Here is a 14,582-nt window from a genome sequence, read left to right on the forward strand (position 1 = left end):
CGGCATATTCGCGTTGGCCCGATCCTTGTGGCTACTGTGTCGCCGCGAAGCCCATGTGGTCTCGTGGGACAGGACCAGATCCGCGACCGGCGAACATCGTCGCCAAGGACGAGCACGGAGCCCGATAGCCATGCGAGCACCCTGGTGACGCTGCGGATGGACGGTGAACACCACGTCCCGATCGGAGACCGCGTCGCCGCATGGCGAGCCCGGCGCGGAATCGCGGCGACCGAGCTGGCGTCCTCCTCCGGACTCGCGAACCAGCTGATCCTCGACGTAGAGGCTGGATCCGACTGGGTGGACCGGCACCGCGTCCTGTGCTCGCTTGCGGCCGGGCTCCGCCTGGACCCGGCCGACCTGACCGGCCAGCCCTACGCGCCCCACGGAGCGCAGCACGGCGCCGTTCGCGCCGCCGCCTGGCACCTACGCCGCCATGTCGTCCCTACCGGCCCCCGGGCACCCCACGTTCCCGGCCGGGGTAGGGCTGAGCTGCGGTCAGGCGCCGAGGAGGTCTCGGCCGCACAGGCAGCCGGTGACGAGCACACGCTGGCGCTACGCCTGCCCGCGCTGCTCGAACTGGCTGACCAGGCAGTTGCCGAAGAGGAAGGAGGACCCGACGCGAAGGCCGCGCGGACGGCCGTCTACGTGGCCGCCGCCGCTCTGCTGCGCCGCCTCGGGTACTGGGACTTGGCGTGGAGCCTTCTCCATCGGGCCGGCCCGACCGCTGGAGACCAGCTCGCGGCCGAGGAGATACGGCTGCTGACGAGCATGGCGTTGCCGGAGGTCGCCGCCGACCGCGCCGAACAGCACGTCGCCACGGCGCGGTCCGTCGGGCTGTTGTGCGCGGCAGCGCTCGCCCACGCGTCAGCGGGCCGACAGCACCAAACCGAAGCGCTCCTCGGCGAGGCAGCCGCCCGCATCGACGATGAGGTGGAAGCCGCGGAAGTCACCGTGGCGAAGGCGGGCAGCGCGATGCAGTTCGGCGCCCTGGACCAGGTCCTGGAGCTGGAGGCGGCCGCCGCCTTGATGCCGCCGGCCCGGCGGGCCGACCTGCTGCTGCTCGGGTCTGCGGCCTGGGCCAGAGGGACGGACACCGGCCGCGCCGCCGAGCGCCTGGCCGCGGCCGAAGACGCGGCCCCGCTCTACATCAGGCTCGACCCCCTGGCCCGCGAGCTCCTCCACGCTCTGCGGGCACGGGACACGGACGGCACCGGGCTGCTCGCACGGATGGCCCGCAGCTTCGGAATGAGGTGACGTCACCACTTTCGGGGAATGCCCGCATACGCCGGGCCCACCTGGCCTAGCCTGTCGATCATCTGGACGTGGAGCGGGCGATCATGGATGAGCAGCAGGAACACCGGGCAGCGACGATCGGTGCCGGTCTGCGCGCCCTACGGCGCCAGCGCGGGGTGAGCCTGAAGGGCCTGGCGCAGCAGACCGGGATCTCCCAGGGGTACCTGTCCATGGTGGAGAACGGTCACCGACTTCTCGACAGCACGGTGTTCATCGACTCCATCGCCGACGCCTTGCGGATCTCGCCCGCCGAGCTGACCGGCCAACCGGCCGCGCCGATGGACCCGACCAGCGGTGGCGCCCACGCGGCGATCCCCGCACTCAGGCTCGCTCTCATGGGACTGGCGGTCCCGACGGCAGACGGGGAGCGGCTGCCTGAGGACCCCTTCCAGATGCTGACGGCCCGCGTCGCTCGCGCCAACAACCTCTACCACGCCTCCGAGTACGCAACGCTCGCGGTCGAACTGCCCGCCCTGCTGTCCGATCTGCGCGCGGCGGCCGACGCCCGGCACGGCTACGCCCGCCGCCGGCTGCTGCAGCTGCTGGCCGGCGCCTACCACCCGGCGTGCGTGCTGCTGCTCAAGTACCTCGGCTACCCCGACCTCGCCTACGTCGCGGTCACCCGCGCCGCAGAGGTGATCGCCGAGCTCGAGGACCCGCAGTACACGGCCCTGTCGCACTTCTTCACCGCCCACGTGCTCCTGGCGGTCGGCAGCGCGGAGCAGGCCCTGCTGCGAACGGCGGCCGCCATCTCCTCCCTGGAGACAGAGTTGGGGGCCGGGCGCGCGCCGCAGGCACTGCTCGGCGAGCTCCACCTCCTTTCGGCCACGGCCGTCACCCGCGACAAGACCCGGGCTGGCGAGGCCCGCCGCCTGGATGCCGCAACCCACCTCGCCGAGGCCGAGCGGCTCGCCCAGCGGACCGGCGAGAGCCGCGACTGGCACCTCAACTTCGGCCTCACCAACGTCGCCATCCACCGGGTGAGCCTGAACACGGCCCTGGGCCGGCACGGCGATGCCGCCACCGCCGGCGAGGGCCTGCACCCCGAAACGATCACCGCACCCGGGCGGAGGATGGCCTACCACGCTGATCTGGGAAAGGCGTTGGCGCACCTGCGCGGCCGCGAGGGCGACGCGACGCACCAACTGCTGCTGGCCGAGCAGGCCGGGCCGCAGCGGCTGCGGGTCGACCCGCTGGTGCGGGACTGCGTCACCTACCTCCTCGGGCGCCCGATGACCACACACGCTCGCCGTGACCTGCGCGGACTCGCGCACCGGGTCGGCGCACTGAACTGAGCGGCGGGCCGCGCGGGGCCATGGCCGGGCACTGCGGGTGCTGTGTGGGTTCACCACGGTGAACCCCAATCGTGAACGCCCGGCTACTTTCAGTTCCTGCCCCGGTCGGGGCCGGTCGGCCTGGGCGCTCTTCCCGTGTGCCGGATCTCCCGGTCTCCTAGGGGTTCGTGACGGCTGCGCCGCGTCTCCGGTCCGCGCGCGTGTCCGGCCGAAGGACCGGGGATCGAAGGGGGAACTCCATGCCTGAGCACACGCTCGACGAAGCGCCGGCGCCGGTGAAGGATCTGCGGCGGCGGATCGGGGACCTGTCCCTGCGCCTGCGCACCTCCGGGCCGGTGAAGCCGGCCGAGCCGCGGTTCACCGACTTCGACAAGATCCGGCTGGGCAGCGGCGAGCTGGTCGGCCGCAAGAAGGTCATCATCATGTCCGGCGGCTGCAGCGTGCCGACGTGCACGATGTGCCCCTTCACCAACTTCAACAACTACGGCATCGACGGCGCCGCCTCGGCCGAGAGCCTCCTGGACCAGGTCCGGCGCACCCTGGCGCGGACCGAGGACGAGCCCGACTACGAGGTGCTCTGCCTCTACAACGACGGATCCTTCTTCGCACCGCGCGAGATCCCGCGCGACGTCCAGGTGGAGATCGCCCGCCTGGTCGCGGCGGCCGGGGTGAAGCGCCTGGTGGTCGAGTCCCTTCCGCAGTTTGTCACCGAGCATGTCCTGGCCCCGTTCGTCCAGGCGCTGGGCGGGGTGCGCCTGGAGATCGGCATCGGCCTGCAGTCCGCGGACCAGTTGGTGCGCGAGACGCTGGTGAACACCCGCATCTCGCAGAAGTCCTTCGAGCGGGCGCTGGCGGTGATGGCCGGCCTGGGGGTGGATCCGAAGATCTACCTGATGGTCAAGCCGCCGTTCCTGACCGACGGCGAGGCGGTGACCGACGTCGTGGAGTCGGTGGACTACCTGACCGGGCTCGGCGTGCGGGGCATGACGCTGTGCCCGACACGGGTCTCGCAGCACACGGTGGCGTGGGAGCTGTGGCGGGCCGGGCAGTACACCCCGCCGAACCTGTGGACGGTGGTGGACGCGGTCCGCCGGGTCCACGAGCGGCTCGCGGTGCGGGTGGCGTGCGTGAATCTGCGCGGCAGCGACTTCGAGTCGGTCTTCCCCGACGCCTGCCCGTCCTGCGCCGACGGCGTGGTGGACGCGCTCATGCGCTTCGGGGAGAGCGGCGAGGCCGCGGACCTGCCGGCCGACTGCTCCTGCCGGCCGCCGCTGAAGGCGGCCCCGCTCGACCACGCGGCCATCATCGCCCGCGCGGCGCAGCAGCTGACCGTGCTGGAGCGCGCCGGTGTCTGAGCGCACCACGGCGGCCGCCGCGGGGTTACCCCCTCGGCATCCGGAGAAGGGCTTCGCCGCCGACCCGCTCGATGTCCTTCAGGAGGGGCACCGCGTACACGGGCCGGTGTTCCGGATGCCGGTCGACGGCGTGGAGACGGTCCTGGTGGGGACCTGGGGCGGGCTGGGTGAGCTGTTCGCGGCCGAACGCGATCACCTGGAGGTGCTCAACACCCCTTTGGTGCACGATCTGTTCGGCCGGGCGCTGTTCAACCTCACCGCGGATGCCCACGGGCAGGCCCGGCAGCGGCTGCGGCTCGCGCTGTCCGGGCGGGCCCTGCCCGGCTACGTGCCCGCCCTGCTAGAGGTGGCAGAACCCGTCGCGGCCCGGTGGGCCCGTCGCGGCACCAGCGATCTGCACCGGGAAGTGCGAGAGCTGACCGGAGCGATGAGTGCCCGCGTCCTGCTGGGCATCGCCGAAGACGAGGCGGACGCGGCACGGTTCGCCGCCGACTTCGAGACGTTCGTCGCAGCCGGTAGCGCGCCGCCCGGCACGTCCCGGTTCACGAGCCCGCGGTACTGGGCCGGGCGCGCCGCCCGGCGCCGACTGCGCGCCCTGTTCGCCCGCCGGGCCGCCGCCGTCCGAGGCAAGCCCGACGGATCGGCTCTCGCCACTCTGGTGGCCGCCTTCGATGGTGCCCCAACGGCAGTCGGGCCGTTGGAGGACCACCTGCTGGCGCTGCTGATCGCCGCAAGGGAGACGACGGCGAGCCTGGTCACCTGGTACCTGGTGGAGCTGGCCGGACACGACGATCCAGCCCGGGCCGCAGCGCAGGAGGTCCTCGCGGTGCCGGCCGAACCGGAACTGCTGGTGCGGCGCGACGCTCTGCCGGTGCTGCGGGCGGTACTCGCCGAGACCCAGCGCCTGCACTCGCCGAACCTGCTGTCGGTACGGGAGACGGTCTGCCCCGTGACGCTGGGCGGCCACCTGATCCCGCCGGGGTCGAGGGTGGCCTACTCCCCGTCAGCCGGCCACTTCGACCCCGAAGTCTTCCCCCAACCCCGCGACTTCCGGCCGGGCCGCTTCCTGGCCGGGCAGACCAACACGTCACGGCTGTGGGCGTTCGGCGGCGGCGCACACGCCTGCCTGGGCCGCCCGCTCGCCGAGCTGATGACCCTCACCGCCGTGACGGCCGCCCTGCGCCAGGGCCTGCCACGGCTGCCCGCCGGGCCACCGTCCCGCATCCGCTACCGGCCCGCCAAGGCCCCGATCGACCCGCTGCCGTTCACCCTTGAGTGCCAGGAGCCCGCTTCGTGACCAGCACCCCGCCCGACGCGCTCGCCGTCCTCCGCGCGGCCGCCGCCCACCACGAAGCCGGCCGCCGCCGACTGCACCTGGTCCCCAGCGAGAACGGCCTCTCCCTGGCCGCCCGCATCCCGCACCTGATGGACGCAGCCGTCCGCTACGCCTTCCCCAGCGGCGGGGGCGAGAACTGGGCGTGGCCCGGCCGCCAGGACCTCGTCGCCATCGAACAGGCCGCGGCCCAGCGGCTCGGCGCGCAGCTGGGCGCCGAGCACGTGAACCTGAAGCCGACCTCGGGGGTGTCGGCGCTGAGTGTGGCGCTTTCCGCGCTGGCCGGCCTGGGCGCGACCGCGTTCAACCTGGCCGAGCGCGACGGCGGTCACGGCTCGACCCGCTTCATCGGCACCCGCCTCGGGCTGGCGATGCACGACCTGCCCGTCGACCCGGCCACGTGCACCCTCGACCTGGCCGCACTGGAGCGCGTGCTCGCGACCGGGCCCCGGCCGCAGCTGGTGTACCTGGACAGCTTCATGTGCCTGTTCCCGGTGGACCTGACCGGCCTGCGCGAGGTGGTCGGCCCCGACACGGTGATCCACTACGACGCCTCGCACACCCTGGGTCTGATCGCCGGGGGCGCCTGGCAGAACCCGCTCGCCGAGGGCGCGGACAGCCTCGGCGGCTCCACCCACAAGACCTACCCCGGCCCGCACAAGGGCCTGCTGGCCACCAACGACACCGGCCTCGCGGACCGGCTGGACGAGCACGCCTCGCACTTCGTCTCCCACCACCACCCGGCCGACGTCCTCGCCCTGGCCGTGGCCGCCGCCGAGATGGACGACCGCGGCCGCGCGTACGCGCACGCCACCGTCGCCAATGCCCGTCGGCTGGGCGCGGCGCTGGCCGGGCGCGGGTTCACGGTGTGCGGGGAGAAGGCCGGCTTCACCGACTGCCACCAGCTGTGGATCGACATCGCGCCGCTCATGGACGCCGAGGAGGCCTCCCGCCGTCTCTTCGAGGCCGGGATCGTCGTCAACGCGATTCCGCTGCCGCACATCACCGCCCCCGCCGGGCTGCGTCTGGGCGTGCAGGAGCTCACCTGGGCCGAGATGCGCGAGGACGGCATCGACGAGCTGGCGGAGGTGTTCACCGCGGTGCTGCGCGACGGCCAGGACCCGGCCGCCGCCGTACCCCGCACCCGGGCCCTGGCGCAGGCGCTCATGCCGGAGTCGGGGCCCGGGGAGCAGGTGCTGCGCGTCGCGCTCGCCGCGGCCGGGATCGGAGGCACCGCGTGATCCCCGAACAGATCCCGGGCAAGGGTGTCTTCCTCGGCCCTGTCCACACCGTCGATTCGTTCGAGATCCGGCCGGACTGCCGGCACTTCGCCGGCGGGATGCCGTGCCGCCATTGGCGGCCGTGCCACGGCTGCCCGCACCACGACCCGGTCGATCACCGGGTGCTGATCGTGATGCTCGGCCTGCTCGGGGACATGCTCATCGCCTCACCCCTGCCCAAGAGGATCCGCGACGAGCGCCCGGGCGCGCACATCACCTGGCTCGTCGACGAGGCGAACGCGCCGATCCTGGCGATGAACCCCTACGTCGACGAGGTCCTCGTCCACGGCTGGCAGGCCGCCGCCCAGCTGCCCTCGCGCCGCTTCGACGCCGTGTACTCCTTCGAGCGGACCCCGTCGGCGGCGGCCCTGGTCGACCGGCTCGACGCCGGGCACAAGGCCGGGCTCGCCTACGGCGGACCCCACCACAGCCTGTATCCGATGGGTGAGGCCGCGCAGCAGTTCTTCCGGCAGAACACCTGGAACGACTACCGCACGATCGGCAACCAGCAGACGTGGACGGAGCTGTACTTCGCCGTGGCCGGATACGAGTACGCCGGCGAGCCGTACGTCCTGAACGTGCCGGAGGCTGCGCGGCTGCGGGCGGCCGGACTGCTCGGCGAGCGCACCGGTCCCAGGGTGTGCCTGAACCTGGGCGGCTCGCTGACCACGAAACTGTGGCCGGCCCGGCACTGGGCCGAGCTCGCCGACGCGCTGCTGGACCACGGCGCGCAGCTGGCGATCCTCGGCGGGCCGACCGACCGGGAGGCGTGCGAGGCGCTGGTGCGGCACCTGCGGATGCGCGGCGCGGATGAGTCCCGCGTCGCGTACGCGCCGCTGTCGCTGGAGGAGGCGTCCGCGCTGCCTGGCCTGGTCGACGTGGTGGTCACCGGCGACTCGTTCGGCTTCCACCTCGCCCTGGCCCACGGCACGCCGGCCGTGCTGCTCCTCGGACCGTCCAACGGCGCCGAGGTCATCCCGCGGCACGTCACGAACATCACCGCGCTGCGGTCGGCGCTGGCGTGCTCGCCGTGCGCCCACCAGGTCGCCTGCGGCGGCGTCGGCGGCTGCATGGACACCATCGACCCTTCCGCCGTCCTCAAGGCGACCCTCGACCACCTGACCACCGGCTGACACCCCGCCAGCCGGCCCCGCGCCGGGCAGCGGACAGCAACAGAAGTGAAGGAGCCCACGTTGGCCACCGTGCTGGGCCTTGGCGGCCCGTACTACCACGACGCCTCAGCCTGTCTGGTCGTCGACGGCCGGATCGTCGCCTTCGCCGAGGAGGAGCGCTTCTCCCGGCGCAAGCACCACAAGGACTCGCGCAGCTGCGCGGTCGCCGCGGCGTACTGCCTGTCCGAGGCCGGGATCACCCTGGCCGAGGTGGACGAGATCGCGATCGCGTTCAACCCCTCCTGGCCCGAGCCGAGCGAGACGTGCACCGACGGCGAGCTGATCGCCGAGCTGCTGGACCCTGCCCTGTTCGGCCACCACCGGCCCCGGCAGGTCACCGTGATCGAGCACCACCTCGCCCACGCCGCCTCCGCGTTCCACCCCTCCGGTTTCGAGGAAGCCGCCGTCCTGGTGGTCGACGGCTCCGGAGACGGCGTCTCCGCCACCCTCGCCCACGGCACCCCCCAGGGCCTGAAGGTCCTGCGGCAGTTCCCCTTCTCCCAGTCCCTGGGCTGGTTCTACGAGACCGTCGCCGAACACCTCGGCTTGGGCGACTGGACCAGCTCGGGCAAGCTCATGGGCCTGGCCGGCTACGGCAACCCCGACCGCTACCAGCTCGACTTCCTCACCCCCCGCGCCGGCGGCTACCACCTGGACCTGTCCCGCTACGGCATCCGCCCCGACGAGCAGGTGGCCGACCAGTACACCGACCTGCGCTACTACCGGCGCCTGAAGACCGCGTACGCCACCGCGTACACCGACCTCGGCATCCCCGCCCACCACCGCGCCAGCACCTACACCGACGGCCGGACCATCCCCGACACCGGCTACCGGCCCGAGCACGCCGACCTCGCCGCCTGTGCGCAGCGTCTGCTGGAGCAGTGCCTGACCGAGCTGGCCCGCGAAGCCCTCACCGCCACCGGCACGACCCGCCTGTGCATCGCGGGCGGCGTCGGCCTGAACTGCTCCGCCAACGGGCGCCTCGCACAACTGCGCGGAGTGGAGGAGCTGTTCGTCCAGCCGGCCGCCGGCGACGCCGGCTGCGCCATCGGCGCGGCACTCGAGGTCGCCCTGCGCCGCGGCGACCTCACCCTCCCGGGACCGGCGATGACCAGCGCCGCTCTCGGCCCCGCCTTCACCCCGGGCACCATCCGCACCGCCCTGGACGACCTGGGCCTGCCCTACCGCGACCTGGGCGAGGACCTGGCGACCACCGTGGCCGGGCACCTCGCGCTCGGGCGCACCATCGGCTGGTTCCAGGGCCGCATGGAAGCCGGGCCCCGCGCGCTCGGCCGGCGCAGCATCCTCGCCGACGCCCACGACCCCCAGGCCCGCGACCACATCAACGACCACGTCAAGAACCGAGAGCCCTGGCGCCCCCTCGCTCCGGTGATGCTGGAGGAGGCCGCACCCGACCTGATCGGCACCGCCGCCCCGCACCCGTTCATGATCGTCGCCCGGCCGGCCACAGACACCGCCCGCCACCTGATCCCGGCCGCCGTGCACACCGACGGCACGCTGCGCCCGCAGACCGTCGCCCGCGACGACACCGACCCCTACGCGGCGCTGCTCGCCTCGTTCGCCGAGCAGACCGGCCGACCGCCCGCGCTGCTGAACACCTCCTTCAACCACGAGCGGGAGCCGATCGTGTGCACCCCCCGCGACGCCATCGCCACCTTCGCCGCCGGCCCGCTCGACGCCCTCGCGATCGGCCCGTTCCTCGTCCGCAAGGACCGCCCCATCTGACGCTCCGACACGACGCGCTCACAGCCGGTACGTTGAGCGCGGCCCTGGCCATCATCCGCAGCAAGCGAAGGACCAACCCGCGATGACCAGCACAACCTCCCCCGCCCCCAGCGCCGCCGAGCGGCTGCGCGCCGAGCACGGCACGGCGCTCACCCTCGGCGACGACTGCGACCTGCCCGACGACCTCGTCATCGAGATCGACCACGGGGCCCACCTCACGATCGGCGACCGCGTCTCGATCCGCCGCGGCTCCACGATCCAGGTCCACCGCGGCGCCACCGTCGCCATCGGAGCCGACGTCGCCATAGGAGAGCACACCTTCATCTCCGCCATGGCCGGCATCCGCATCGGCGACGGCGCGGCGCTGTCGAACATGGTCGACCTGCACGACCACAACCACCGCCCCCGCACCGCCGCCAACGTGCCGACGGGGCAGCTCGTGCCGTGGGCGTCCGGCTTCGAGGCCGCACCGATCATGATCGGGCCGGGTGCGATCCTCTCCAACAAGGTCACCGTCACCGCCGGCGTGCGCATCGGGGCCAACGCGCTGGTCGGCGCCAACGCGGTCGTCTCCCACAGCATCGCCCCCGACACCGTCGCCACCGGCGTCCCGGCCACCTCCCGCCGCACCTTCGACGGCGCCCCCGCGCCGCGCGAGGACCGCCGCACCCTGACCGTCGGCTTCTTCGGCACCTCGATCATGGAGCACCTGGAAGCCTTCAACGCGCAGATGGCCAACCAGGCCGACCTGCCCGAGGTCGGCTCCAAGGTCACCGTCGAGGTATGGCGCCAGCGGGGCTGGGTCCACCGCCTCGCCCTGTCCCTGCGCGCCGCCTGGCCGCACGTCGGCATCGACGTCCGCAACTTCGGGGAAGGCGGCGCCACCAGCCGCGACATCACCGGCATCGTCGAAGCCGACCGGGCCACCACCGGCACCGACTACGACCTCGTCCTCCTCGGCTGCGGCATCAACGACGTGTGGCGCCGCTTCCAGAACCGCATGTCGGAGGCCGTGGACCTCGACGAGTACACCCGGCACATCCACACGATGCTCAGCGGGCTCAGCGGCTACAGCCGAAGGATCGTCGTCGTCTCCGAGACGCCGTTCGGGCCCGTCGAGGACCCCGGCACCGTGACCGAGATGAACGCGGAACTCGCCCGCTACAACGACGCCGCCCGCACGGCGGCCTCCGCCCACGGCGCGCTGTTCCTGGACGTGTGGGGCCCCTTCACCGCCGCCGCCCGCCACCTCACCCCCGCCAACGCCGAAGGCGAGGACCCGGGGAGCTTGTGGAGCGACGGGGTGCACCTGACCGAGCTGGGCGACACCGTGCTGCTCCAGCAGGCCGAGCGGTTCCTCGCCGAGCACCGGATCGTCGAGAAGCTCCTGGACTACCCGCTCCTGGAGCGTGACGCGGCGCTCGCCGCGTACGGCCCGCTGTTCGCCCGCCACCGGCCCGCCGGTTCCTGAACCACCGGGGCGTCCGGCGCTGGTCGGCCACCGCCGGACGCCCGGCACCACCCTGTTCCCGCCCACCTTCTCGTTCGAGGGAGTCGCTCCGTGCCCCAGTCGGGCCGCGCCCACATACAGGCGCTCACCACCGCCCTGCCCCGGCTCGACACCAGCCGCCTCCAGACCTGGGGAGGCGCGCTCGCCGACCGGCTGCCCGCCGGCGCCCGGCTGCTGGTCGCGGGCAACGGCGGCAGCGCGGCCGAGGCCCAGCACCTCACCTCCGAGCTCGTCGGCCGCTTCCGCGCCGAACGCGCGCCGCTGTCCGCGATCGCGCTGCACGCCGACTCCTCCGCGGTCACCGCCATCACCAACGACTACGGCCCGGACGAGGTCTTCGCCCGGCAGGTCCGCGCCCACGGCCGAAGCGGCGACGTCCTGCTGCTGCTCTCCACCTCCGGCACCAGCCCCAACATCCTCGCCGCCGCCCGGGCCGGCCGGGAGATGGGCCTCACCGTCTGGGCCCTGACCGGCCCGGCCCCCAACCCGCTCGCCGAAGCCGCCGACCAGGCCGTGTGCGTGGACGCCGACCAGGTCGCCACCGTCCAGGAATGCCACCTGGTTGCCGCCCACCTCCTGTGCGCGGCCCTCGACACCCACCTCACCCAACCCGCCCCCTCCACGGACGCCGAGCCGGACAGCGGCAGGCGGAGGCTGGTCGTGATCGGCGACGTGCTGCTGGACCGCGACATCACCGGCACCGCCGACCGGCTCTCCCCGGAAGCCCCCGTCCCCGTCATCGCCGACGCCCACTCCACCGACCGGCCCGGCGGCGCCGGCCTGGCAGCCCTCCTCGCCGCCCGCACACCGGGCTGGCACGTCACCCTGGTGTGCGGCCTGGGCCAGGACGGCCCCGGAGTCCGGATCGCCACCTTGCTGGAGGAGGCAGGCGTCGACGTCATCAACCTCGCCACCAGCGGCACCACCCCGGTCAAGACCCGCGTCCGGGCAGCCGACCGCACCCTGCTGCGCTTCGACACCCCCACCGCCCCGTTGCCACTCGGACCCCTCCCCGACCCGGTCCACTCCCGCCTCACCGAGGCCGCGGCCGTCCTCGTCTGCGACTACGGCCGCGGCATCACCTCCCACCCCGAGCTCCGCCAGGCCCTCACCGACGCGGCCGCCGGCCGCCCGCTGGTCTGGGACCCGCACCCCCAGGGCGCCGCACCCGTACCTGGCACGACCCTGGCCGTCCCGAACGCGGACGAGGCCCTCCTGCTCACCGCCGACACCGGACCCCGGGACCTCGCGGGCGATGCCGCGCGGGCCGCCCGGCTGCTGGCCACCTGGCCCGTCACCCAGGTCGCCGTCACCCGCGGCCCGGGCGGCGCGGTCCTCGTCGCCGATCCCGACGCCCACCCCCAAGTCCTCCCAGCCAGCCCGGCCGCCGGGGACACCTGCGGCGCCGGCGACCAACTGGCCGTCACCGCGGCCCAACTGCTCGGCGCCCGCCAACTGCCCTCCCACGCCCTGGCCGCAGCCGTCGAAGCCGCCACCGCCTACGTCCAGGCAGGCGGCCCCGCCTCCCTGACCACGGTGCCGGCCACCGGCCACCCCGGCCCGCTGGAACTCGCCACGCGCGTACGGGCGCGCGGCGGGAAGGTCGTCGGTGCCGGCGGCGTCTTCGACCTCCTGCACGCCGGCCACCTCTCCCTCCTCGAACAGGCCCGCCGCCTGGGCGACACCCTGATCGTGTGCATCAACGCCGACACCTCCGTCCGCCGCCTCAAGGGCGACGACCGGCCCGTCGTCACCGAACAGGAGCGAGCCGCCCTGCTCGCCGCGCTCGACTGCGTGGACGGTGTCCTGGTCTTCAGCGAGGACACCCCCGAGAAGATGCTCACCCAGTTGCGCCCCGACATCTGGGTCAAGGGCGGCGACTACGCGGGCCGACGCATCCCCGAAGCCGACCTCGTGGAGAGCTGGGGCGGAACCGTCGTCACCGTGCCCTACCTGGCCGGCAACTCCACCACCGCCCGGATCGACCGACTCCAGCAGGCAGGCGCCCGATGACCCTCCGAACCCACGTCCTGGTCACCGGCGCGGCCGGCTTCATCGGCCGCCACACCGTCACCGCCCTCCACCGCGCCGGACACCAGGTCACCGCCCTCGACCTGCGCCCCGCCCCCACCCACCTCACCGACGCCGCCCACTGGCTGCGCACCGACTTCGCTGACCCGGACCTCCTGGCCGAGGTTGCCGCCGGCCGCTACCGGGCGGTCGTGCACCAGGCCGGCATCAGCGACACCCGCGCCCCGGCCGGCCCCGAGCTGGACGAGACGAACACCGCCGGCCCGCTGCGCCTGGCCGCCGCCGCCCGCACCGGCCGGGCCCGCCTGATCTACGCCTCCTCGCACTCCGTCTACGGCACCCTCCACCGCCCGGACCCGATCGCCGAGGACGCGGACAACGACACCACCCGCTGCTCCGGGCCCCTCAACCCGTACGCGGCAACCAAGCTCGCCCTCGACCAGCAGATGCGCACCCTCCACGCCACCGGCCTCCAGTGGACAGGACTGCGCTACACCAACGTCTTTGGCCCCGACGAGACCGACAAGGGCCCGATGGCCTCGATCCTCACCCAGCTCCTGCGCCAAGCCGCCGACACCGGGAAGATCCGCGTCTTCGGCGACTCCCTCACCGCCGCCCGCGACTACATCCCCGTCGAGACAGTCACCGCCACCATCGCCCACCTCACCGAGCACCCGCACCTCCCCTCCGCGGTCTACAACCTCGGCGCCGGCACCGCAGTCTCCTTCGCCGAAATCGCCCAGTGGTGCGCCCGCCTCCACCACCGAGCGACCGGCCGGCCACTGCTCGTGGAACTCGTGCCGAACCCGGTCGCCCACGCCTACCAGTACTTCACCTGCGCCGACATGACCGCACTCGACAAGGCGCTGCCTGGCCGGCCGACCGCCTCGGCCGCATCCGTCGAAGCCCGCGCCACCGAGCTGTTCGGCACCTTCCGCAGCTGTGCAACCGGCTGAACCGCTGATCCACCTCCCGCGCGCCGACGCCGACCGGCCGCTGCGGCCCGCGGTCTTCCTCGACCGCGACGGCACCCTCACCGAGCCCCGCCACTACCCCAACCACCCCGACGATCTGGTCCTCCAACGAGACATCGGCGCACCGCTGCGCGCCCTGCAACACGAGGGCTTCGCCTTGATCGTCGTGACCAACCAGAGCGCACTGGCCCGAGGGCTGCTCGACGCCGAAGGCCTGGAAGCGATGCACGACCGGCTGCGCGTACTCCTTGCCCACCAGGGGATGCACCTCGACGGGATCTACGCCTGCCCCCATCACCCCGAGGGCACCGTGCCCCGCTACCGCCGTACCTGCCGGTGCCGCAAGCCCGCACCCGGCATGCTCCATCAAGCCGCCCATGATCTGGGGATCGACCTCGCCCGCTCGTGGACCGTCGGCGACTCGGTGTGCGACATCGACGCCGGCCGCCGCGTCGGCACCCGTACCGCTCTCGTCGCCACCCAGCCGCTGCACCACGCCGTCCCGGACGTGCAGCGCTCAACGACCTCCGAGGCACTGTGCCAGGTGCTGCGCCATCATCTCGGTACGTTGCGGCGCCAGTTGTAGCAGGGAG

General features: G+C 73.3%; 11 protein-coding genes. All 11 read left to right on the forward strand.

Annotation, left to right across the window (positions count from 1 at the left end):
- Nucleotides 1–156: 156 nt before the first annotated feature.
- The 11 genes from ACIBEC_RS19910 to ACIBEC_RS19960 all read left to right on the forward strand — a co-directional run bounded on the left by ACIBEC_RS19910 (nt 157) and on the right by ACIBEC_RS19960 (nt 14,575).
- Nucleotides 157–1,254, forward strand: coding sequence for a DNA-binding protein (locus ACIBEC_RS19910; RefSeq protein WP_396288189.1), 1,098 nt, complete (start codon nt 157–159; stop codon nt 1,252–1,254).
- A gap of 83 nt (nt 1,255–1,337) precedes the next feature.
- Nucleotides 1,338–2,588 carry a helix-turn-helix domain-containing protein gene (locus tag ACIBEC_RS19915; protein ID WP_396288190.1) on the forward strand — a complete coding sequence of 417 codons (1,251 nt, stop codon included), beginning with the start codon at nt 1,338–1,340 and terminating at the stop codon, nt 2,586–2,588.
- A 239-nt stretch (nt 2,589–2,827) separates the two neighbouring features.
- Nucleotides 2,828–3,943, forward strand: coding sequence for a radical SAM protein (locus tag ACIBEC_RS19920; RefSeq protein WP_396288191.1), 1,116 nt, complete (start codon nt 2,828–2,830; stop codon nt 3,941–3,943).
- Nucleotides 3,936–5,240 carry a cytochrome P450 gene (locus ACIBEC_RS19925; RefSeq protein ID WP_396288192.1) on the forward strand — a complete coding sequence of 435 codons (1,305 nt, stop codon included), beginning with the start codon at nt 3,936–3,938 and terminating at the stop codon, nt 5,238–5,240. Before ACIBEC_RS19920 ends, ACIBEC_RS19925 begins: the two co-directional genes overlap by 8 nt.
- A complete protein-coding gene (locus ACIBEC_RS19930) occupies nt 5,237–6,517 on the forward strand; it encodes a hypothetical protein (RefSeq protein WP_396288193.1) in 1,281 nt (426 codons plus the stop codon). Before ACIBEC_RS19925 ends, ACIBEC_RS19930 begins: the two co-directional genes overlap by 4 nt.
- Nucleotides 6,514–7,689, forward strand: coding sequence for a glycosyltransferase family 9 protein (locus tag ACIBEC_RS19935; RefSeq protein ID WP_396288194.1), 1,176 nt, complete (start codon nt 6,514–6,516; stop codon nt 7,687–7,689). The genes ACIBEC_RS19930 and ACIBEC_RS19935 overlap by 4 nt, the downstream gene beginning before the upstream one ends.
- Nucleotides 7,690–7,758: 69 nt before the next feature.
- On the forward strand, nt 7,759–9,474 hold the full coding sequence (locus tag ACIBEC_RS19940) for a carbamoyltransferase (protein WP_396288242.1): 1,716 nt from the start codon (nt 7,759–7,761) through the stop codon (nt 9,472–9,474).
- An 82-nt stretch (nt 9,475–9,556) separates the two neighbouring features.
- A complete protein-coding gene (locus ACIBEC_RS19945) occupies nt 9,557–10,945 on the forward strand; it encodes a GDSL-type esterase/lipase family protein (RefSeq protein WP_396288195.1) in 1,389 nt (462 codons plus the stop codon).
- A gap of 90 nt (nt 10,946–11,035) precedes the next feature.
- Nucleotides 11,036–12,997, forward strand: a complete 1,962-nt coding sequence (gene rfaE2, locus ACIBEC_RS19950) for a D-glycero-beta-D-manno-heptose 1-phosphate adenylyltransferase (RefSeq protein ID WP_396288196.1) — start codon at nt 11,036–11,038, stop codon at nt 12,995–12,997.
- Complete coding sequence (locus ACIBEC_RS19955) at nt 12,994–13,971, forward strand: NAD-dependent epimerase/dehydratase family protein (RefSeq protein WP_396288197.1); 978 nt, start codon at nt 12,994–12,996, stop codon at nt 13,969–13,971. The genes rfaE2 and ACIBEC_RS19955 overlap by 4 nt, the downstream gene beginning before the upstream one ends.
- Nucleotides 13,958–14,575, forward strand: a complete 618-nt coding sequence (locus ACIBEC_RS19960) for a D-glycero-alpha-D-manno-heptose-1,7-bisphosphate 7-phosphatase (protein WP_396288198.1) — start codon at nt 13,958–13,960, stop codon at nt 14,573–14,575. Before ACIBEC_RS19955 ends, ACIBEC_RS19960 begins: the two co-directional genes overlap by 14 nt.
- Nucleotides 14,576–14,582: the final 7 nt, after the last annotated feature.

It is taken from the genome of Kitasatospora sp. NPDC051164 (assembly GCF_044455625.1).
In the GTDB taxonomy this organism is placed as follows: Bacteria; Actinomycetota; Actinomycetes; order Streptomycetales; family Streptomycetaceae; genus Kitasatospora.

Excerpts from the sequence above, each read along its gene's own strand:
- ACIBEC_RS19910 (WP_396288189.1), top strand. The coding sequence starts at position 157 with ATGGACGGTGAACACCACGTCCCGATCGGAGACCGCGTCGCCGCATGG.
- ACIBEC_RS19920 (WP_396288191.1), top strand. The coding sequence starts at position 2,828 with ATGCCTGAGCACACGCTCGACGAAGCGCCGGCGCCGGTGAAGGATCTG.
- ACIBEC_RS19915 (WP_396288190.1), top strand. The coding sequence starts at position 1,338 with ATGGATGAGCAGCAGGAACACCGGGCAGCGACGATCGGTGCCGGTCTG.
- ACIBEC_RS19945 (WP_396288195.1), top strand. The coding sequence starts at position 9,557 with ATGACCAGCACAACCTCCCCCGCCCCCAGCGCCGCCGAGCGGCTGCGC.
- ACIBEC_RS19955 (WP_396288197.1), top strand. The coding sequence starts at position 12,994 with ATGACCCTCCGAACCCACGTCCTGGTCACCGGCGCGGCCGGCTTCATC.